15 protein-coding genes are annotated in these 19,935 nt (G+C 72.6%); 6 read left to right on the top strand and 9 right to left on the bottom strand.

What is annotated here, in order from left to right:
* Positions 1–159: 159 nt before the first annotated feature.
* A complete protein-coding gene (locus ACZ5WK_RS25640) occupies positions 160–741 on the bottom strand; it encodes a TetR/AcrR family transcriptional regulator (protein ID WP_465550436.1) in 582 nt (193 codons plus the stop codon).
* Positions 742–906: 165 nt separating this feature from the next.
* Here ACZ5WK_RS25640 and ACZ5WK_RS25635 point away from each other — a divergent pair, with 165 nt between their 5' ends.
* Together ACZ5WK_RS25635 and ACZ5WK_RS25630 are read left to right on the top strand one after the other, a co-directional pair.
* Positions 907–1,836, top strand: a complete 930-nt coding sequence (locus tag ACZ5WK_RS25635; protein ID WP_465550561.1) for an alpha/beta hydrolase — start codon at positions 907–909, stop codon at positions 1,834–1,836.
* A gap of 334 nt (positions 1,837–2,170) precedes the next feature.
* Entirely contained in the window at positions 2,171–4,528 is a 2,358-nt protein-coding gene (locus tag ACZ5WK_RS25630; RefSeq protein ID WP_465550434.1) for an arylsulfatase, read from the top strand.
* A 140-nt stretch (positions 4,529–4,668) separates the two neighbouring features.
* On the opposite strand, the gene ACZ5WK_RS25625 is transcribed toward ACZ5WK_RS25630, so the two are convergent.
* Positions 4,669–6,021, bottom strand: coding sequence for an MFS transporter (locus tag ACZ5WK_RS25625; protein ID WP_465550432.1), 1,353 nt, complete (start codon positions 6,019–6,021; stop codon positions 4,669–4,671).
* On the bottom strand, positions 6,011–6,814 hold the full coding sequence (locus tag ACZ5WK_RS25620; RefSeq protein WP_465550430.1) for a GntR family transcriptional regulator: 804 nt from the start codon (positions 6,812–6,814) through the stop codon (positions 6,011–6,013). The genes ACZ5WK_RS25625 and ACZ5WK_RS25620 overlap by 11 nt, the downstream gene beginning before the upstream one ends.
* Before the next feature lie 433 nt (positions 6,815–7,247).
* Here ACZ5WK_RS25620 and ACZ5WK_RS25615 point away from each other — a divergent pair, with 433 nt between their 5' ends.
* On the top strand, positions 7,248–8,093 hold the full coding sequence (locus tag ACZ5WK_RS25615; protein WP_465550428.1) for an alpha/beta fold hydrolase: 846 nt from the start codon (positions 7,248–7,250) through the stop codon (positions 8,091–8,093).
* An 89-nt stretch (positions 8,094–8,182) separates the two neighbouring features.
* Here ACZ5WK_RS25615 and ACZ5WK_RS25610 read toward each other — a convergent pair whose 3' ends face one another.
* From ACZ5WK_RS25610 to ACZ5WK_RS25600, 3 genes are read right to left on the bottom strand one after another with little or no spacing between them, the layout of a single operon-like run.
* Complete coding sequence (locus ACZ5WK_RS25610) at positions 8,183–9,325, bottom strand: glycosyltransferase (protein WP_465550426.1); 1,143 nt, start codon at positions 9,323–9,325, stop codon at positions 8,183–8,185.
* A gap of 29 nt (positions 9,326–9,354) precedes the next feature.
* Positions 9,355–10,710: an ATP-grasp domain-containing protein gene (locus ACZ5WK_RS25605; RefSeq protein WP_465550424.1), complete on the bottom strand. Its 1,356-nt coding sequence runs from the start codon at positions 10,708–10,710 to the stop codon at positions 9,355–9,357.
* A gap of 54 nt (positions 10,711–10,764) precedes the next feature.
* The gene (locus ACZ5WK_RS25600; RefSeq protein ID WP_465550422.1) at positions 10,765–12,666 is read right to left on the bottom strand and encodes a PEP/pyruvate-binding domain-containing protein; all 1,902 of its coding nucleotides are present in this window, start codon (positions 12,664–12,666) and stop codon (positions 10,765–10,767) included.
* Positions 12,667–13,460: 794 nt separating this feature from the next.
* Between ACZ5WK_RS25600 and ACZ5WK_RS25595 the strand changes: the two genes are divergently transcribed.
* Entirely contained in the window at positions 13,461–13,694 is a 234-nt protein-coding gene (locus ACZ5WK_RS25595) for a hypothetical protein (RefSeq protein ID WP_465550420.1), read from the top strand.
* A 164-nt stretch (positions 13,695–13,858) separates the two neighbouring features.
* On the opposite strand, the gene ACZ5WK_RS25590 is transcribed toward ACZ5WK_RS25595, so the two are convergent.
* Together ACZ5WK_RS25590 and ACZ5WK_RS25585 are read right to left on the bottom strand one after the other, a co-directional pair.
* Positions 13,859–15,553 carry a serine/threonine-protein kinase gene (locus tag ACZ5WK_RS25590; protein ID WP_465550418.1) on the bottom strand — a complete coding sequence of 565 codons (1,695 nt, stop codon included), beginning with the start codon at positions 15,551–15,553 and terminating at the stop codon, positions 13,859–13,861.
* Between the two features lie 65 nt (positions 15,554–15,618).
* Positions 15,619–17,223, bottom strand: a complete 1,605-nt coding sequence (locus ACZ5WK_RS25585) for an alpha/beta hydrolase (RefSeq protein ID WP_465550416.1) — start codon at positions 17,221–17,223, stop codon at positions 15,619–15,621.
* Positions 17,224–17,557: 334 nt separating this feature from the next.
* On the opposite strand from ACZ5WK_RS25585, the gene ACZ5WK_RS25580 reads away from it, so the two are divergent.
* Together ACZ5WK_RS25580 and ACZ5WK_RS25575 are read left to right on the top strand one after the other, a co-directional pair.
* The gene (locus ACZ5WK_RS25580; RefSeq protein ID WP_465550414.1) at positions 17,558–18,241 is read left to right on the top strand and encodes a response regulator transcription factor; all 684 of its coding nucleotides are present in this window, start codon (positions 17,558–17,560) and stop codon (positions 18,239–18,241) included.
* Complete coding sequence (locus ACZ5WK_RS25575) at positions 18,241–19,497, top strand: sensor histidine kinase (RefSeq protein ID WP_465550412.1); 1,257 nt, start codon at positions 18,241–18,243, stop codon at positions 19,495–19,497. The genes ACZ5WK_RS25580 and ACZ5WK_RS25575 overlap by 1 nt, the downstream gene beginning before the upstream one ends.
* Before the next feature lie 171 nt (positions 19,498–19,668).
* On the opposite strand, the gene ACZ5WK_RS25570 is transcribed toward ACZ5WK_RS25575, so the two are convergent.
* The coding region (locus ACZ5WK_RS25570; protein WP_465550410.1) for an IclR family transcriptional regulator domain-containing protein at positions 19,669–19,935 on the bottom strand (267 nt) is incomplete at its 5' end.

Genomic DNA, 19,935 nt, shown 5'->3' with positions numbered 1-19,935 from the left:
CGCCTCCTGTTCTCGTGGAAGGAATCGTCGATGACGGGGAGCAGCGGGGGGTACGTGCGCCGAGGTCCGTCTCGTCCTCGTGTGACCTGCGAGCCCTGCCCGGCGCCGGCGGCGCCGGCCGCAGCACCGGTCTGTGCTGCCGGGGCCGGCGATCCACCGTCAGGTCGGACCGACGCCGCGGGCGAAGTGCGGCAGCACCATCGCGACCAGGGCGTCGACATCGGCATCGACCATCGGTTCGCCGGTCATGCCCATCCGGTGGAGCAGGGTCCCGACGACGGCATCGATGAAGAACAGGACCCTGTTCTCCGGCTCGTCGAGCGCGTCCTGGAGGGCGAGGCGGTAGGGGTCCTGCAACCGTGCGGAGAGGATCTCGCGCAGGGCCGGGTCGCTGACGGCGTCGCTGAACACGCCCGCGAACGCGTCGCCCACCCCGGGCTCGCCGATCTTCGCCGCGATCCAGCGGATGACCGAGGACATGAGCTCGGCCCGGTCGGTGCCCTCCTGCAGCGGCACCGGGCCGAACGCGTCGAGGAGGCAGTCCACGATCAGCGCGCCCTTCGACGGCCAGCGGCGGTAGACCGTCGTCTTCGCGATGCCGGCCGCGGCGGCGATGCGCTCGACCGTGGCGCGCGCGTAGCCGAGTTCTCGGACGGTGCTCAGCGTGGCGGTGAAGACCTCGGCGTCGACGCCGGTGCGCGGGCGTCCGGGCGGTCGGGCGGGAGGAGGCGTTCGAGTCATTCCCTCACCATAGCTAGTTCCGCTACCTTGGGTATCGATACCTAAGGTAGCGGAACCATCCGGGGAGGAGAAGGCATGAGCGGGGACAGCGGTGCGCGGCAGCCGTCGGCGGGCGGCAGCGGGTTGCGACAGCAGGCGTTGGGGGGTGAGCCGGACTGGGCGGCGATGACTGCCGAGGAACTGGCCGCCTACCGCGAGGCGGAGAACCGCAGGCGGGCGTCGCCTGCGATGCGGGCGATCACCGGGATGCCGGACCCCGGTGCCGCGATCGACTGGCAGTCGCTGGAGCTGCCCGGCCGCCGCCTGCCGGTCCGGGTCCACCGGCCGGTACGCCAACGCGGCGCCGGCTCCGCCGGCCGGGCGGCGGCCCTGCCCCTCGTGCTCCACGTCCACGGCGGCGGGTTCGTGGGCACGGCGGTGCAGAGCGACTGGATCAACAGCCGTCTCGCCGTCCGGTTGCCGGCCCTCGTCGTCTCGGTCGAGCACCGCCTCCTCGCCCCGGACACTCCGCTGTCGGCCGCCGCCGACGACGGCTGGGACGCGCTCGACCACCTGGTGCGGCACGCCGCCGACTGGGGCATCGACCCGGCGCGCACCGCCGTCTTCGGCGAGAGCTGCGGCGCACTGATCACCGCCCTGGCCGCGATCCGCGCCAGGCAGTCCGGCCTGCAACTGCGGGCGCAGGTGCTGGTCAACCCCGTCGCGGACGTGACCGGGGCGATGTTCGACCACCCCTCGGTCACCGAGCACGCCCACAGCCCGACCCTGACCGTTCCCCAACTGCGGCTGGTGCACCGGCTCGCCGTCCCCCCGGGAACCGATCCCCGTGCGCTGTCGCCGCTGCACGCCGGCAGTCTCACCGGGCTCGCCCCGGCGCTGGTGGTGGTGCCGACCCATGACCCGCTGGCCGACCACGGCCGCCGCTACGCCGAGCGCCTGCGCGCGGCCGGGACGCCCACGCGGCTGACCGAGTTCCCGGAGGCCACGCACGCCTTCGTCAGCATGCCGGCCGTCGTGCCGCAGGCCGAGGCGGCACGGGCGGAGATCACCGAGTTCCTCCGGGACGCCCTCGGCGGTCGCCCCGGCGGTCGCTGACCAGGCGAGTCCGACGGACGGCCCGCCGCATGCGGCCCCTGGCGGGTCGGTGCCGAAGCGGTGGGTCGGTGCCGGAGGGGTGCCGCGACGGGTGATGGGGGCTGGTAACACCTGTGCGCGCGGAACCACTGCCTGCGTGTACCGGCCCGCGCCCGGCAGGGGCAGAGCGAGGACACCGCGACCTGTCACCTCGGTTTCCGGTGCGTCATCCGCTGACGTCCACTCATCCGGTCGGACGACCCGGCCTGCGGGCGGTCGGGCGCAGCTCGAGGATGGGGCAGCGGCGGCCTGTGCCCGGCACGGTGGCGTGGCCCGTGTCGGAAGGTGGTGTGCGGTGGTCGGGGCGTTTCGCGGTGTGGTGAACCTGGACGTGCGGGACTCGGTGCCGGACTGGTCGGCGTACGAGCAGCCGAAGGCCCCCGAGGGGGCGCCGAACCTGGTGTACGTCGTGCTGGACGACGTCGGTTTCGGCGCGATGAGCTGTTACGGCGGGCCGATCGAGACCCCCAACATCGACCGGCTCGCCGCACAGGGCCTGCGTTATTCGCAGTGGCACACCACCGCACTGTGCTCGCCGACCCGCTCCGCACTTCTGACCGGGCGCAACCACACCACCAACGGCATGGCGTGCATCAGCGAGGCCGCGATCGGATTCCCGAACGCCAACAGCAACATCCCGCCCGAGTGCGCGACCCTCGCCGAGGTCCTGGTCGAGCGCGGCTACAGCACCGCCATCACCGGCAAGTGGCACCTGTGCCCCGAGGACCAGATGAACCTGGCCTCCACCCGCCGCAGTTGGCCGCTCGGGCGAGGATTCGAGCGCTTCTACGGCTTCCTCGGTGCCGAGACCAGCCAGTGGTACCCGGACCTCGTCCACGACAATCACCCCGTCGAGCAGCCCGCCACCCCCGAGGACGGCTACCACTTCGGCATCGACATCACGGACAAGGCGATCCAGTACTTCGACGACGTCAAGGCCGTCGCCCCCGAGCGGCCGGTCTTCCTCTACTACGCACCGGGTTGCGCGCACGCCCCGCACCAGGCGCCGAAGGAGTGGATCGACCGCTACCGGGGCCGCTTCGACGCCGGCTACGAGGCGATGCGCGAGGAGATCCTGGCCCGCCAGAAGGAACTGGGGCTGGTCCCGGCCACGACCGAACTGCCGCCGCTGAACCCGATCGGCACCCCGGACACCCGCACCGGGCCGGGTGGCGAGCCGTTCCCGGCCCTGGACTACACCCGGCCCTGGGCGGAGCTGAGTGCGGACGAGCGGCGCCTGTTCGCGAGGATGGCCGAGGCGTACGCCGGGTTCCTCTCGCACTGCGACGACCAGGTCGGCCGGCTCATCGCCTACCTGGAGGACATCGGTCAGCTCGACAACACGATCTTCGTCGTGGTCTCCGACAACGGCGCGTCCGGTGAGGGCGGCCCGAACGGTTCGGTCAACGAGAACAAGTTCTTCAACAACGTCGCCGACGACATCGACGACAACATGGCCATGATCGACAAGATCGGCGGTATCGAGACCTACGGCCACTACCCCAACGGCTGGGCGATGGCCTTCAACACACCGTTCAAGATGTGGAAGCGGTACTCCTTCAACGGCGGCACCTGCGATCCGTGCATCGTCACCTGGCCGGCCGGCATCGCCTCCCGTGGTGAGGTCCGCACCCAGTACCACCACGCCATCGACATCGTCCCCACCGTCCTGGACTGCATCGGCGTGGAGATGCCCGAGACCGTCCGCGGGCACGTCCAGGTCCCGCTGCAGGGCGTCAGCATGCGCTACTCCTTCGACGCGCCCGCCGTGCCGTCCGCCCGCACGACGCAGTTCTACTCGATGCTCGGCACCCGCGGCATCTGGCACCAGGGCTGGAAGGCCGTCACCACCCACCCCGCGATCAGCGGCTGGGGCAACTACAGCCAGGACACCTGGGAGCTCTACCACACCGAGGAGGACCGCTCCGAGCTCCACGACCTCGCCCAGCAGGAACCGCAGCGCCTCACCGAACTGGTCGGCCTCTGGTTCTACGAGGCCGGCGTCAACCAGGCGCTGCCCCTGGACGACCGGTCCGCACTGGAGATCCTCTCCACCCCGCGCCCCCAGCTCACCCCGCCCCGCAACCGCTACGTCTACCGGCCCGGCGGCTCCGAGGTCCCCGAGGCGGTCGCGGTCAACATCCGCAACCGCTCCTACGCGATCGGTGCCCTCGTGGACCTCCCCGGCCCGGGAGCGTCGGGTGTGCTGTTCGCCCACGGCGGCCGCTTCGGCGGGCACGCCCTGTTCGTCCGCGACAACCGCCTCCACTACGTCTACAACTTCCTCGGTACCGACCACCAGCTGATCACCGCCACCGAGGACCTCCCGGCCGGTGAGAAGCTCATCCTCGCCGCCGCCTTCGACAAGGACGGCGAGGCCTCGCCCGGCGTCGCCACCGGCATCCTCAGCCTCTACCACGGCGACCACAAGGTCGGCGAAGGCCGCATCAAGACCCAGCCCGGCCGCTTCACCCTCGCCGGCGAAGGCCTCACCATCGGCCGCGACAGCGGCGAAGCCGTCACCGACCACTACCCCGGCACCGCCCCCTGGGCCTTCACCGGCGCCACCCTCCACCGCATCGCCGTCGACGTCAGCGGCGAGCCGTACATCGACCTCGAAACCGAGGCACAGGCCATGCTCGCCCGCGAATAGCCCGTCCGGATACCCGGCGCGTGCGGTCCGCCAGGAGCAGCGCCTCGACGGGACCTTCGCGGTCGGACAGGTCGTGCCGTCGGTCTGCTGGCGGCGTTCGATCGCGCATGGTGAGGGCCGGAGGTGGCGCCGGCGCGCCCTCACCCGGTGGCGCCGGCATCGGTTTCTCCGAAGGCGGCTGCCGTGGACGGGGCCGGCCGCGGGGACGGCGCGTCGGGTGGGCCGGGGCGCACGGGGCCGTTCTCCTTCGGCGCCCTGCGCATGCGTCGAAGCGGTGACGCGAGGCTCGGGACGAAGCTCAGCGTCATGCCGACCGCGCCGATCCACAGGGTGGCCCTCGCCCCCAGGGCGGCGCCTGCGGCTCCGCCCAGAACTCCGCCCAGCGGTAGACCGCAGCCGGAAAGGAACCGGGTGGTCGCGCTCATCCGGCCGAGCATCCGGACCGGCGTGAGCGCCTGTTGGACGCTCGACTGGGCGACGACGCGGACGACTCCGCCCAGGGAGAGGGCCGCGAGCCCGGCCGCCGCCACGGCGACGGGCCAACCGGGGCGGGCCAGTGGCATCAGGGCTGTCAGCGGGCATGTGGCGAGGGGCGCGAGCCAGATGACCGGACCGGGCCCGAATCGCGCGGACAGCGGCCTCGCGCAGAGCGCACCCACCAGGGCGCCGCAGCCCATCCCCGACAGCACGAGGCCGATGCCGGCGGAATCGAGGCCCATGTCCCTGGGCAGGAGGACCAGCAGCATGGCCTGGTACATGGCCAGGAAGAGATTGAAGAACGCGTCCCCCCACACGGTCGCGCGGAGCACGGGATCCGTGAGAACGAACGCCAGGCCCTCTTTGACGCCACGGAGCAGCCGGGGCCGTTCAGCGGGTTCCAGCCTCCGTTCGCGCTTCCGGATACCGGTCGTGAGGATTCCGGACACGGCCATCCCCAACGAGCTCGCCAGGAGCGCGGCAGGGGCGCCCGTCCAACCGACCAGCGGCCCCGCCACCATGGGGCCGCTGATGCTGGTCACCGAGCGCACCGCCGAGAGCTTCGAGTTCCCTTCGACGAGGTCGCCGCGACCCACCAGGTGCGGGAGGAAGCTGACGTGGGCGGCATCGGCGACGGCGGTCAGTGCCCCGTGGACCAGGGCGATCGCCAGGAGCCAGCCCATGGTGAGGAGACCGGCCCACCATGCGATCGGTATCGTCGCGAGCGCCAGCGCCCGCACGAGGTCGGTGCTGATCATGACCGTCCGCTTCGGCAGGCCGTCCACCCACGCTCCGGCGGGCAGCCCGGCCAGGAGCGAGCCCGTGGTGACCATCGCGGTCACCAGTCCGACGTGGAGCTCATCGGCGTCGAGGGCCGCGACGGCGACCAGCGGCAGCGCCAGGAACATGATCCGGTCGCCCAGTTGAGCGGCTGCGGTCGTGGCCAACAGACGCCCGAAGTCGGGGTTGCGCAGGAGTCCGGAACGCAGGACCGAGGGCACGCGGTCACCGACCATCGGAGGTCGTTCGGTATCCCGCCGGATCCGGCGGCGAGGGGTGGTCGACTCCGAACTCGTAGACCACTTCCCGTCGTCCGTCCGGAATGACGATGTCGGCGGTCTCCACGGGGCGGCCGCCGGTGTCGTAGATGGTCCGCTCGATCCGGAGCACCAGATCTCCTGGGCTGATCCCCAGGAGATGTGCCTGCGCCCGAGTGGCATGAGCCGGGCGGAGCCGCTCGACCACAGTGTGGGCCACCACGCCGATGGAGTGCATGCGTGGGACCACGCCCTTCCCGGCGAGTGGTCCGGACTCGGGGAGCACGACCGGCGTGCCGCCCGTGATGGCCATCGGCTCCCAGGATCGGGAGAGTTGGACGGGTTGACCGCCGGCGAGGAACTCGTAGTGGGTGGTGACGCAGGGATCGCCGGGGCTGATGCCGAGCCGCTCGGCCACGGCCTCGGTGGCGGGGACGCACACCAGGCTGTGCGTGTCCCAGGCGTCGGCCCTGCCCCTCTCGTCCATCGAGGTGGCGAGAGGGGAGCCGGCCCGGTGTTCGCGGTGCCGGGAGCGGATCACCGGCAGGCGCTCGCGCGCGACACCGACGTACGTCCCCGAACCCGCGCGTCCTTCCAACAGGCCCTCGGCGATCAGGCGTTCCACCGCTCGCTGCGTGACGTTCCGCCCGACCCCGTACTCCTCGGCGAGCCTCATCCGCGACGGCAGGCGCGCCCCGACCTCCCACTCTCCCGCGTGGATGCGTGCGCGCAACGCGTCACTCACGGCAAGGTAGGGCGCCTCCCTGGGCATTGTGGCTCCTCCGGTCGTTGTCCCGCATGGCCGCTGGGTGCCGTCAGACGGCATCCACAAGCTATTCGACGGACCGAAAGCTGCTGGAGTAGCACGCGTTGGGGTTGTGCGCCGGCGACGAGTACCTCGCGCGGTGCGGGCCCCGGCGGGCTCGGCCGTCGGGCTGGGGGAGCGTCCGCCGACTCGGGTCGGACAACGCTCGCCGGGCACCGCCCGTCGGGGTTCAGCTGACGGCGATTCCGCTGACGGCAGATGGGGGTGGACCAACCGGCACGCGGTGGGGACAGTGGCTCACATGCGACTTCTCATGCTCGGTGGATCCGGCTGCGTCGGACGGGCCGGCACAGTCGCGGCGACGTCGCGCGCGGCGGCCCGTCCGGCGCTCCGCACCGCTTCAACTCCACGATGACACCGCACACCTGCTGGGATCACCATGCCTACTCTCATAGCGCCTGACGGCACCGAGCTCGCCTACCGTGTCCTCGGGGAGGGCACCGGCACCCCCGTGGTCTGCCTGCCGGGCGGACCGATGCGGGATTCCGTCTACCTCGGCGACCTCGGAGGCCTCCCCGCGCACCGGCGGCTGGTCGTGGCCGACCAGCGCGGCGCCGGGCTGTCCGCGACACCGGAGGACCTCGCCTCCTACCGCTGCGACCGTCTGGTCGGCGACGTCGAGGTGCTGCGCGAACACCTCGGCCTGGACCGGATCGACCTGCTCGCGCACTCCGCCGCCGCCAACCTTGCCGTGCGATACGCGGAGCAGTACCCGCACCGCGTCGGCCGGCTCGTCCTCGTCACGCCCGGCACCGCCGCCGTCGGCCTGGAGGTCACCGGCGAGGACCGGCGCGAGGTCGGGCGGCTCCGCGGGGACGAGCCCTGGTACGCGACGGCGTCGGCGGCATTCGACGCCATCGACGCCGGCCGGGCCGAGGCCGATGACTGGGTGGCCATCGCGCCGTTCCTCTACGGCCGTTGGGACGAGACGGCGCGCGCCCACCGGGCGGCCGAGGAGGCCCAGTGGAACGCGGCGGCGGCGGAGGTCTTCGGATCCGAGGGTGCCTTCGACCCGGATGCCACCCGGGCGGCGCTCGCCTCGCTCGACACGCCGGTCCTGGTCCTCGCCGGGGAGTTCGACCTGGCCTCGCCCCCGCACCTGCTGTCCCGCTTCGCCGCGCTGTTCCCGCGCGCCGAGTTCGTCGCCCAGCCCGGCGCGGGCCACTACCCCTGGCTGGACGACGCCGACAGCTTCGTGTCGACCACCGTGCGGTTCCTGACCTGAGACCCGGCCCGGCCGCGCGGCCGGTGGTCGCATGACACCGGGCTTCGTACCGGACGTCCGGCCCACCCCGAGCGGCCGCGAGCCCGGGTTCAGCCGGCCCGGCCACCGGCGCTGTCGCAGAGCCGCGCCGCCAGCGCGGTCGGGCCGGGCATCGCGGAGATCTCCCCGCTGACCTCGCGCGCGGCCCGGGCCAGCGCGTCGTCGGTGAGCAACCGGTCCAGCAGCGCCGGCCCGATCTCCTCGGCGCCTGCGCTGAGTCCGGCTCCCCGCTCGCGCACCGCGTCCGCGTTGACGAAGCGGTCGGACCCGTCGGGCAGCGCGAGCTGCGGGATGCCCGCGTCCAGCGCGGCGAGCGCGGTACCGCTGCCGCCGTGGTGGATCGCGGCCGCGCAGGTGCCCAGCAGCGCCCGCCACGGCACCCAGCCGTACGAGCGGACGTTGTCCGGCAGTGTGCCGAGCGTACTGAGGTCGAGCTCGCCGGTGGCCAGCACGAAGTCCGCGTGGACGTCGGCGGCCGCCGTGATCACCCGCTCGATCCTGGTCAGGCCGTCCGTCCTGGGCGGTACCGTGCCCAGGGTCACCGCCACGCGCGGACGACGGGCGGGCGCGGCCAGGGGCTCGGGGAGCGCGCCTTCGCCGTTGTAGGCGACGGGCCGCATCGAGCAGCCGTAGCGTTCTCCCCGGACCATGCTCGGCGGCGCGAGGTCGACGGTGTCCACCGGCTCCGGCAGCCGGTCGATTCCGTGCCGGGCGAAGGTCTCCGCCATCTCCGCCAGCATCAGCGCGCGCAGCCGGGGGGTGCGGACGAATCCCAGGTCGTGCTGGACCGCGGGCACGCCCAGCCTGGTCGCCGCGAGCAGTGCCACCGGGAACAGGTACTCGTACACCACCAGATCGGGTCGCCACCGCGCGGCGAGTTCGACGGTCGCGTCGGCCACCGCGCTGTTGACGTGGGCGGCCAGCGGGACGAAGGCCTCGCGGTCGGCCGCATCGGTCTCGACCACCCGCCGCATCAGGTCGGGCCGCCGGGTGCGGCCGGCCTCCCGGATCTCCTTGCGCCAGTCCACCCCGGGGGCGAGGGGCAGGTACGGCAGCCCGCACGCGGCGACCGGCTCGCCGCCGTCCATCGAGGCGATCGCGACCACATGGCCCAGGTCGCGCATGGCTCGGGCCAGCGGGACCAGGGGGAAGAGATGGCCGACGCCGGGGGCGCCGGCGAACAGTACACGCATGAAAGTACCTCGGTGATCGACCGGCGGTATCAGCCGGCGGCCCGGTGCAGGGCGGCTTCCAGACCGTTCAGCACGGCGTTGCAGTCACGGCGCAGGGTGGCGGCGTCGGCGGCGCTCAGCAGGTACACCCCGAGCCAGTTGCGCGACCCCGCGGCGGGGTCGAATGCGGGCACCCGCTGTCCCGCCGGCATGGCGAAGGCGGGTACGTCCTCGATGGTGCTGCCCGGTGACAGCAGGCTCTGCCAGTCCACGGCCTGCGGGTTCCAGACGGGCCTGCTCCGCCAGGGCACTCCGGCCGCGTCGGCCGGGACGACGGCCACCGACGCGGCGGCCCGCGCGCCGTCGGTGAGCATGGCCTCGGGGTAGTCGACCCGCTCGCCCAGCAGCTGCCGGACCAGCATGCCGATCGGGTCGAGCCCGAACACCTCGTGGACCTGCCTGGTCGTCAGCAGGCCGCCGAACCGGGCGGCGGTCTCGATGACCACCAACTCGCCGTTCTCCATCAGCTTGAACTCGGTGTGGGTGCCGCAGTTCTCCAGGCCGAGCGCGTCGACGGCCTGCCTCGACACCTCCTCGATCCGGCGCTGCAGCGGCACGGGCATGACGGAGGGCGAGGTGCTGGCCACCTCGACGAAGGACGGCACGGTCGGCAGTTTGGCGGTGATGGCCAGCGGACGGTACACACCGTCCGCGACGATCCCCTCCACGCTCACGTAGTCGCCGTAGCCGGGTTCCGGGTACCAGCCCTCGGTGGAGCCCAGGGCGATCTCCTCGACCAGCCGGTCCCGGTCGGTGTCCGCGGCGTAGAGCTCGTTCATGCCGACCCGGCTGCCGGCCTGGAGTCCGCGCTCGATCTCGCTCCACGCCGGGGCGGCGTCCCCGGCCGAGTCCAGGACGATCTGGGCGACCGACCCGGCGCCCCAGGCCGGCTTGAGCAGCAGCGGGGGTGTGAACTCGGCCAGCGCGGCGTCCAGGTCCGCGAGGCTGTCGACCCGGCGGAACCGGGGTATCGGCACCCCGGCGGCGGCCCACGCCTCCCGCATCAGCCGCTTGTCCCTGGCGCGGATGATCCCCGGGCCGGCACCGGCCAGGCCGAGCCGACGCGCGGCGTGCGCGACGGCCAGCACGGCGAACTCCGAGAGCGTCAGCACCGCGTCCGCCCCGATGGCCTTCGCGTGCTCCACGATCAGCTCGACCAGTTCCTCGCCGCGCGGCGCGTCGGGGAGCAGCTCGATGCCGGTACAGCTGGGCCGCCACACCTCCTCGGCGGTCGTTGGCAGCGGAGCCAGTGCGAGCACGTGCAGCTCCCCGCAGGCGGCGATGCGCGGGAAGGCGTACTCCAGCGGGGCCCCGCCCTTGACGTAGACGTACAGAATCCTGTTCAACGTGCTTTCTCCTGACGGAAGTTCACTGTCCTCGCGGACGTCGGCCGGCGCGCTTCAGCCGGCGACGCGGAAGGGGCGCAGCTGCAGCAGGCTGACCCGGCCGCCCTCGATCGCCCACTCGATGTCGACCGGGGCGGCGTAGCTCTCGTCGGGTGAGAAGTGCGACTGCAGCAGCCGGCTGATCAGCGCCAGTCGGCCCAGGAGGTCCTTGGTCGCGGAGTCCAGATCGGCGGTGGCGGTGCCCAGCGAGACCGTGCGGCTGCCGCCCTCCACGGTGTTGCACAGGTACTGGAGCGGGGCGCCCTGCCCGGAGACCACCTCGGTCACCGAGTGCGGTGAGATGTTGAGGTAGACGTTGCGGAAGTCCTGCGGGCTCAGCGGGTTGCAGGTGACCAGGACGCCGCCGGTGGTGGCGCCGACCTGCTCCTGGACGATCACGCCCATGCGGCAGTGGTCCATGGGGATGCCCGCCTGGTGGCGCAGCAGTACGGCCCGTGGCGAGAACAGCGAGGCCCAGACCTCCCGGACCGCGTCGAGGACGGCGTCGGCGCCGCTGACGTGAGCCACCGACTCGTAGAGTCCGGCGGCCGAGAAGCCGGGCAGGTCCTCGGCGTTGGAGGAGGAGCGGACGACCTGGACGGGTGCGCCGTACAGGTGCCGGTCGATCGCCCGGTCGATCTCGGTCCGGATCGGACCGGGCAGCGGGGTGGCGCGGATCAGCTGCTGCGCCTCGCGACAGAGGTGCTCGATCCGGGAAGTACCGTCCGCACCTGCGGAGTCGAGCCGGTCGACGGCGGCTCGGAGCTCCGCCGAGGAGTCCAGGAAGCGCTGTTGGAGGGAGAACGGCAGCACGATCCCGCGCGGCACCTGGGCGTGCTCCTTCACCAGGAGCTGCACGGCGGTGGTCAGTTCGTCGTCCGTGCCCCCGGGGATGTCGAGTTGCCGGGCCAGGTAGTGCAGCAGATTGTCCCGGGGCGGCCGGGGGACGCGGTAGTAGCCGAGCCAGCGGGGTGAGCCGTGCTGCAGCAGGTGGATGACTTCACCGAGGTTCGCGGCCTTGGTGCCGAACCGGACGTGGTCGCCCGCGCGCAGTTCGGACAGGGGGGTGATCGGGCTGGCCGAGAGGTCGGGCCGGTCCACGGTGATGCGTTCGGCCGGCGGCGGCGGCGTCGGCCGAACGCCGTCGCGTCGCGGCTGCGCGGCTTCGAGGAGGAGGTCGGATCCGTCGGCATCGACCCGGTAGTGGATCCAGCGGCCGTCCAGCCCGGCGCGGGCGATCCGGTCGGCGGCTCCGATGCCGACCGCGTTGGGGATCCGCCATCCGGCGGCCATCACGTTGATGTGGGAGAGCGGGGTGGTGTGCTCGGTGTGGATGATGCCGGACACCCGGGGGATGTCCTCGGGCACCCGGGGCATCGCCACGATGTCGTGCCACTCCAGCGGTTCGGGACTGGCCCGGTACTCCTCCTCGGAGCGGAACACCCGCAGCCGCCCGTGGGCCGCCCCGGGGTTCAACGGCACGAAGGAGGCCGTGGAGTAGAGCTCGTGGGACAGGACGCGCGGTATCTCGGTCTCGGGGATCCGGGCGACGTAACCCTCCTGCCGGTGGTTGGCCGGTTTGAGGACCAGCGGCAGCGACGGGTCAATGTGGTCGCGCACCCGGTGGTAGAAGGACCGCAGCATGTCCTGGGACATGGTGTCGACGTCGACGGTCTCCAACGACATGAAGGTGTCGGCCGCTCGGCCGCCGGCGGCGCCGCGCCGGGTGTGCAGGGCGAGGGTGCCGAGATAGAAGCGGCGGTCGGGATTCCGGTAGACCTCGTCGTTGAACGAATCGAGATCGCGGGCCAGCTCTTCTATCGACATGCCGAGTATCTCGGACGCGATGTAGCGGACGTGGAGCGTGCCGTCCGCACTGTCGATGAAGTGGAGCACCGAATCGGTGCGGTCGAGCACGATTTTCACGTAGGGATAGCCGCCGACGTTGCCGGCGAGCCGCGAGAACTCCTGGAGGGTGAGATTTTCGCCTGCGAGGCGAGGCCGCGTGGTCGCTTCGTTGCGACCCGAACGGTTGCTGCGCAAAGTTGAGCCATTCGTCATCGAGTACACGTTCAGTGTGCAGAAGGTCAGAGAGGTGGTACGGCCGCACACATATTGCCATCAAAGCAGAATGTCTGATGAAGTGTCAGATTGGATTTGGCCACTGCGCAATGATCCGGCCATAAAGGCCCGCGTTCGTGAACGTGACTGCAGGTCAGGCTGTGGCAAAGGTCACAACAAAGATGCGTATGGCCCGGGACAAGATCGAATTTCTCCGGAAATGTTGATTCCTGCACGATCTCTGTTCAGGGTGAACTGTGTCCGGGTGCCTGTCATGCTCAATGCAAATTCGTCGGCGCAATGCGAGGCGAACCCATGGCTGTGCACAGCGCCCGGGGAGGTCATGACGGGGTGTCCGAAAGGCTCCACGGTCTTCGCGGCGGTTCGGCCGGTGGCCCCGCCGAGTTCGGCTCCGGCGGATTCGCTCCGCACGTTGATTCCCGGAGCCGGACGGCCGGGCTCGTGCGGGGTCGGGCCGGCCCGCTTCCTTCGGTGAACGGAACGAACGACGGACACGGGTGTGCCGTCCGAGGTCCACGCAACCGGGTTCGTGACAATGGGGTATGGCATCAAGCCCCGGGGCGGCCGGTCCGCCGCCGGTGACACTCGATCAGGCCGACGCGCGCGGCGAGCGCTGATGGCCGGTGGCGATGGCGATCGCGACTGCCGCGATGCTCCATGTGGCGCTGCCCGCGTCGCACCGGCTGGACCCGGCCCGGGTGGTTCCGGCGGTCATGTTCACGCTGCTGGCGGTACTGATCATCGGTGACCCGGGGCGGATCGACCGGCAGAAGCCGTGGCTCAGGGTGGTCACCGACCTCATGATCGGCTTCATCACCGCGGCCAACCTGTACGCGGGCGTCCACCCGGACATCCTGCAGTGAACGACGCGTGCACCGGCCCGGGTGAGGAGCCGCGTCATCGAGGAGGTCCGTCGGACGGGCCCGGGCGCGGCGTGGCGATGCCGGTGGTGGGCGTCGCGGTCGTGCTGCGTGGATCGTCTCGCTCGGACCTTCTCCGGCGCGCGCCCTCCGCCCGCGCCGACGGGTCAGCCGTCGCTGCGGAAGTGGTCCATCGAGATCTTCACCGGGCCGTTGGGGGTCACGGAGACGACCCGCACGATCGCGATGTCGTGGGTGCTGCGAGCGCGTAGGCAGAAGGCTCGTCCGGCGGGCAGGTCGCCGAAGCCGAGAGCCGTCGCCGGCTGCCGGTCGATGGCCGCCGAGCACTCGGTCGGGGTGGGCCGGCCGCCCGGGGCGATGGCGGCGTCGCTTCCTGTCGGGATCAGGAACTCGTTGGCGTTGTGCCCCACGGACCACTGGGTGGACTCTGCGGGGATCAGCCTGCCGGTCTCGATGTCGAAGTCGTAGGACTCGTCGGGGGCGGTCAGGTCCGCACCGGTGTAGACCGCGGTGTACGTGGCCGGGTTGGCGGTCGTCGGGCCGTCGGCCACCGGTGCCGATGTGTCCGGGCCGGTGTCACGGGCCGTCGGGCTGTCGTCGGCCGATCCCGTGGCGGCGAGGACCCGGTCGAGCTTGTCGGACAGGACCACGCCGCCGACCGTGCCGCCGAGAGCCACCACCAGCGCCGTCGACAGCAGCACCGTCTTCCAGGTCACGCCCTTGCGGCGGGGTCTGCCCACCGCGGGTGCCGCGGGAGCGACGACGGTCGGCGGCGGGGGCGGAAGCAGAGCGGTCGGCGCCTCGGGCAGGGGCTGCGCAGCGCCGTACGAGCCGGGCGGGGCCTGGACGGCGACGATGTCGGGGGAGATCACGGTGGGCAGGTCCTGCGGGAGGCCCTGCGCCGGGTCCTGCGGCAGGTCGGAGCGGCGGGTGATGTCGCCGGTGACCCGCGTGGGCAGCCAGTCGTCGGCGAAGCGCAGCGCGCCGCCCACGGCGGGGTGGTTGCGGGCGGCCTCGATGATCTCGGCGGGTGTGGGCCGGTCCTCGGGTTGCTTGGCCAGGCAGCGCAGCAGCAGCGCGTGCAGGCCGCCCGGGACGCGGCCGAGGTCCGGCTGCTCGTTCACCACCCGGTAGAGCACCGCGGTCTCCGGTCCCTCGCCGAACGGCTGGGTGCCGCCGGCGGCGTACGCCGCCAGCGAGCCCAGCGCGAAGACGTCCGTCGCGGGCGTGACCGGCCGGCCCAGCGCCTGCTCGGGCGCCATGAAGGAAGGCGAACCGATCCGGAAACCGGTGCCGGTCAGCGCGACGGCGTCGGCCGCGCGGGCGATGCCGAAGTCGATCACGCGCGGACCGTCGGCCGCGATCAGCACGTTGGCGGGCTTGAGGTCCCGGTGCACCACCGCGGCGCCGTGGATCGCCTGCAGGGCCTCCGCGATCCCGCCCATCAGCAGCAGGACCGTGCGCACCGGCAGTGCGCCGTGTTCCCGGACCACCTGTTGCAGCGACGGGCCCGGAACGTACGCGGTGGCCAGCCAGGGCACGTCGGCGTCCGCGCCGGAGTCGATCACCTGGGCGGTGTACAGCCCGTGGATCCGCCGGGCGTTGGCCACCTCCTGTGCGAAGCGCCACCGGAACTCGGTGTCCTGCGCGAACTCCGGCCGGACCGTCTTGAGGGCCACCGGCCGGCCACCGGGGGTGTAGGACAGGTAGACCCGCCCCATGCCGCCCGCCCCGAGCCGGGCGTGCAGCCGGTAGCCGCCGACGTCACCCGGGTCGTCGGGCTGCAGCGGCTGGAAGGGCGGTGACGTGGTCAAGGAGTCCGGGGACATGTCGACGGGCACGTGGAAGGTCTCCAGTAGGGCGAGCTGGGGGCGGGGGCGGGGCGGCGCGGGGGAGTCCCGGCCGTTCAGCAGGTCGTCCCGCTCGGAACCGGCTTCAGGTCGACGAGGTAGGCGTCGACGGCATCGGTGACGCAGGCATTGCTGCGGCCGTAGGCGGTGTGGCCGGGCCCCTTGAAGGTGAGCAGCATGCCGCCGGGCAGTTGGGCCGCGAGGCCTTGCGACCACGGGTAGGGCGTGGCCGGGTCGCCGGTGGTGCCGACGACGAGGACCGGGGGCAGGCCCTCGGCGTTCACGCGGTGCGGCTGCTGCTGTCCGGCCGGCCAGTCCTTGCAGGTGAGTTCGGCGAGCACGGCGGAGGTGCCGAAGACTCCGGCCTCCCGGTCGGCGCGCTCCATCAGGTCCCAGTAGGGCTGCGGGTCCCTGGGGTGCGGCTGGTCGAGGCAGTTGACGGCGGTGATGGCGACGGCGGAGTTGTCGGGGGCCCGCTCGCCGGAGCCGCCCGGTTCGGACCCGGAGCCGGCGCCGTCGTTCTGGCCGGATATGCCGGGGCCGGCGATCTCGGCGAGTTTCGTCCCGTCGCCGCCCCGCGCGGCGCGCAGTGCCTCGGACAGGTCCTGCCACTGGGACTCGGGCGAGTACATCGACTTGGTGAGGGCGGTGAGCAGCATGTTCTGGTCGAGCCGCTCGGTGGTGCCCTTGATGGGCAGCGGGTGCCTGGCCGTCCGCCGGTGCAGGTCGGCGATCACCTTCTGGATGCCGTCCGGGGTGGTGGCGGGGCAGGCGTCGTGGACCACGGTGGCGCACTGCCGGGCGTAGTCGTCCACCGACTTCCGGAAGGCTCCGCCCTGCTGGAGGGCGGCCTCGGACCACCCGAGTGAGGGGTCGACCGCGCCGTCGAGGACGAGCGCGCGGACCCGGTGCGGGAACAGCTCGCCGTAGACGGTGCCGAGGTAGGTGCCGTAGGACCAGCCGAGGTAGCTGAGCTTCTCGTCGCCGAGGGCCGCACGCAGCACGTCCATGTCGCGGGCCGCGTCCAGCGTCCCGACGTGCGGCAGGATGGCTCCGCTGCGGGCCTTGCAGGCGGCGACCTGCTTCTCGGCGTCCGCGAGCGCGGCGCTGCGTTCGGCGGCGGTCTTCGGATACGCACTCGTCGGGGCGGTGTCGGATTCGGGCTGGTCCTGGTCGGCGGAACCGGGGGAGCCGCAGTCGACGGCCGGCTTGCTGCCGGCCACGCCCCGGGGGTCGAAGCCGACGATGTCGAAGCGGGCGCGCGCCCGTTCGCTGAAGGAGGAGAGGCCGCCGGACTTCAGCTGCTCGACCCCGGATTCGCCCGGTCCGCCGGGGTTGAAGACCAGGGAGCCCATGCGCTGGGCGGGGTCCGTCGCCACGGACCTGGCCAGCGGCAGGGTGAAGGTCCGGCCGGTCTCCGGGTGCGCGTAGTCCATCGGGACGGTCAACGTGGCGCACTGCAGTTCGCCGCACGTGGTCCAGGACGGCTTCTGCCGGTAGAAGGTCTGCAGGGCGCTCTGCTGCGCGGAATCGGTCGGCGCCGTGCCGGCGCCCTCCTCAGCCGTGTCCCCGTACGCCGGGATGCATCCGGCAAGTGCCGTCACGCCGAGTGCGGCCAGGGCCAGGATCAGGCCGGCACGCTTGCTCGTCGGGTGGTTCATGGGGGTGCTCCAGAGTGAATCGGCAGGGTTGTTGCGTACGGCGGGCCGCGGTGGTCGGTGGTCGGCGGGACCGGCACCACCCCGGTGGCCCGGGGCGGCCGGGCCGAGGGCTCCGCCCGCCGGCCGGTACAGCGGTCCCCGGGCGCGTGGGGGATCGCGCCCGGGGATGTCTCACGGCGCCGCGTGCCGGTCCGCCGACGGATCTCCCGGGCGAACGGCCGCGCTGTTCGGCTCCTGCCGGTTCGCTCCGCTGTGACCTCACAGATGATGGCCGGGCGAAGCTGAGGATTTGATGAGGGCGGCCCCGGCCGCACATCGGGCTATCCTGGCCGCCGTGCGAGTACTGGTGGCCGAAGACGACGATGACCTGCGGTTCGCGGTGGCCGCGGCGCTGCGCAGCGAGGGGCTGGCGGTCGACGAGGTGGCCGATCTGCCGGCCGCGGACGAGGCGCTGTTCGTCACCGAGTACGACTGCGCGGTGTTCGACCGGATGCTGCCCTCCGGGGACGCCGTCGACTTCGTGCGCGAGCTGCGCCGGGCGGGGCGGACCGTCCCGGTGCTGTTCCTCACAGCCCGGGACACGGTCGCCGACCGGGTCGAGGGGTTCGCCGTCGGCGGCGACGACTACCTGGTCAAGCCGTTCGCGGTGCCCGAGCTGGCGGCCCGGGTGCACAGTCTGTGCCGACGGGCGGCCACCGTCCGGCCCCCGGTGCAGCGGTTCGCCGACCTGGAGATCGACACCGCCCGCCGCCAGGTGCACCGGGACGGCGTGCTGCTGATGCTCACCCGCAAGGAGTTCGCCGTACTGGAGCTGCTCGCGGCCCGGGCGGACCAGGCGGTGCCCCGCGCCGACCTGATCGAGAAGTGCTGGGACGAGATGACCGAGCCGAACTCCAACGTCGTCGAGGTGCTGGTCTCCCAGCTGCGCCGCAAGCTCGGCGACCCGCCGCTGATCCACACGGTCCGCGGGGTGGGCTACCGGCTGGCACCGCCCGGCGGCGCCGGCGGCGGACGGTGATGACGGCCGCGGCCCGGATCCGGCGGCTGCGCAGACGACTCACCGCACTGTTCGCTCTCACCAGCGCGATCGGACTGATCGGGCTGGCGGCGTTCGCCATCCGCACCGACGACAACGCCTGGAGCGACCGGCTCGACGACGCGCTCACCCTGCAGACCAGCCAGGCGATCCTGCTCCTGGGCTTCGACGACGACGGCCAGTTCGACGCGCAGGCCCTTCAGGACGGGATGGAGACCGACTGCCCGCCGGTGACCGTGGTGACCGGCACGGCCGACCGGCCCACCGTCGCCTACACCCCGCGCAAGCCCTGCGTTCGGGCCCACCCCGAGGACCTGGAATCGGTGGCCGCGGAAGCCATGCGCGAGGGATCGGCCGTCGTGGCCGACGCGCGCAGCGACAACGGCCACCGGATCCGGCTCCTCGCCGAGCCCTACGCGGGAGCCGACGGCCAGTCGACGGCCGGTGCAGTGGTCGCAGCCGATGACACCACCGCTGACCGGGCTGCGCACCGCAAGCTGGCTCTGCTGCTGGTGGCCGGCTGTGCGGTCCTGGTTGCGCTGTCCGCGGTGGCCGGGCACCTGCTCTCCGGGCGGGCGATCCGGCCGGCGCTGACGGCGCTGCAGCAGCAGGAGGAGTTCCTCGCCGACGCGGCCCACGACCTGCGCACACCCACCGCATCGCTCCGCGGCCTCGCGGAGACCGCGCTGCGCGACGACGAGCACCGCACCGCCGCGCTCGAACGGACCGTGCGCCTGGCCTCCCGGATGGGGGACCTGATCGACGGCCTGCTGACCCGGGCCCGGCTGATGGCCGGTGTCGGCACCCTGGCCAGCCAGCCACTGCGCCTGGACCAGCTCGTCGAGGTGGTCGTGGACGACATCGAGGCCGGCGAGCACCGCGTGACCGTCCACACCGACCCGGTCGTCGTGGTCGCCGATCCCGACCTGCTCCGGCGGGCGGTGGCCAACCTGCTCGGCAACGCGCTCCTCCACGGCCATGCCCCGGGCCTGCCCGCGGAGGTCGACGTCACCGTGGCGGCCGACGGAACGGTGACCGTCGACGACGCCGGCCCCGGCGTCCCCCCGGCTCTGGCCGACTCCCTCTTCCAGCGCTTCCACAGCGGCTCCGGCTCCACCGGACTCGGGCTGTCCATCGCCTCCTGGGTCGCCCAGGCCCACGGCGGCACCCTCGACGTCGGCACCAGCCCGCGCGGCGGCGCCCGCTTCACCCTCCGCCTCCCGCCCCGGACGAAGTAGGCCGACCCCTGTCGACGGGCGGGGAACCGGCCCCGTCCCGTGTCCCCGACCGGCCGCCCACCCCGAGTGCGGCTGCCGGAGCCCGCCGCGAGCGCAGCCGCCGGCACAGAGGTGCGCCGGACTGCCTGCCGGCGGAGCCGGTCGGCCGGCCGGACGGCGCTCGGTCCGTGGTCAGGTCCGGCGCAGGGCCTCGGTGAGGTGGCGGGCGGCTTCGATGATGGCCTGGGCGTGCAGCGGGCCGGGGTGGCGGGTCAGGCGTTCGATCGGGCCGGAGACGGAGACGGCGGCCACCACGCGGTTGGAGGGGCCGCGGACGGGTGCGGCGACCGAGGCCACGCCCGGTTCGCGCTCGCCGATCGACTGGGCCCAGCCGCGGCGGCGGACGCCGCTCAGGGCGGTGGCGGTGAAGCGGGCGCCCTGGAGGCCGCGGTGGAGCCG

The organism is Kitasatospora sp. NPDC032757 (assembly GCF_055579305.1).
The sequence above is the reverse complement of the archived record's forward strand: the minus strand, read 5'-3'. Positions and strand labels throughout refer to the sequence as shown.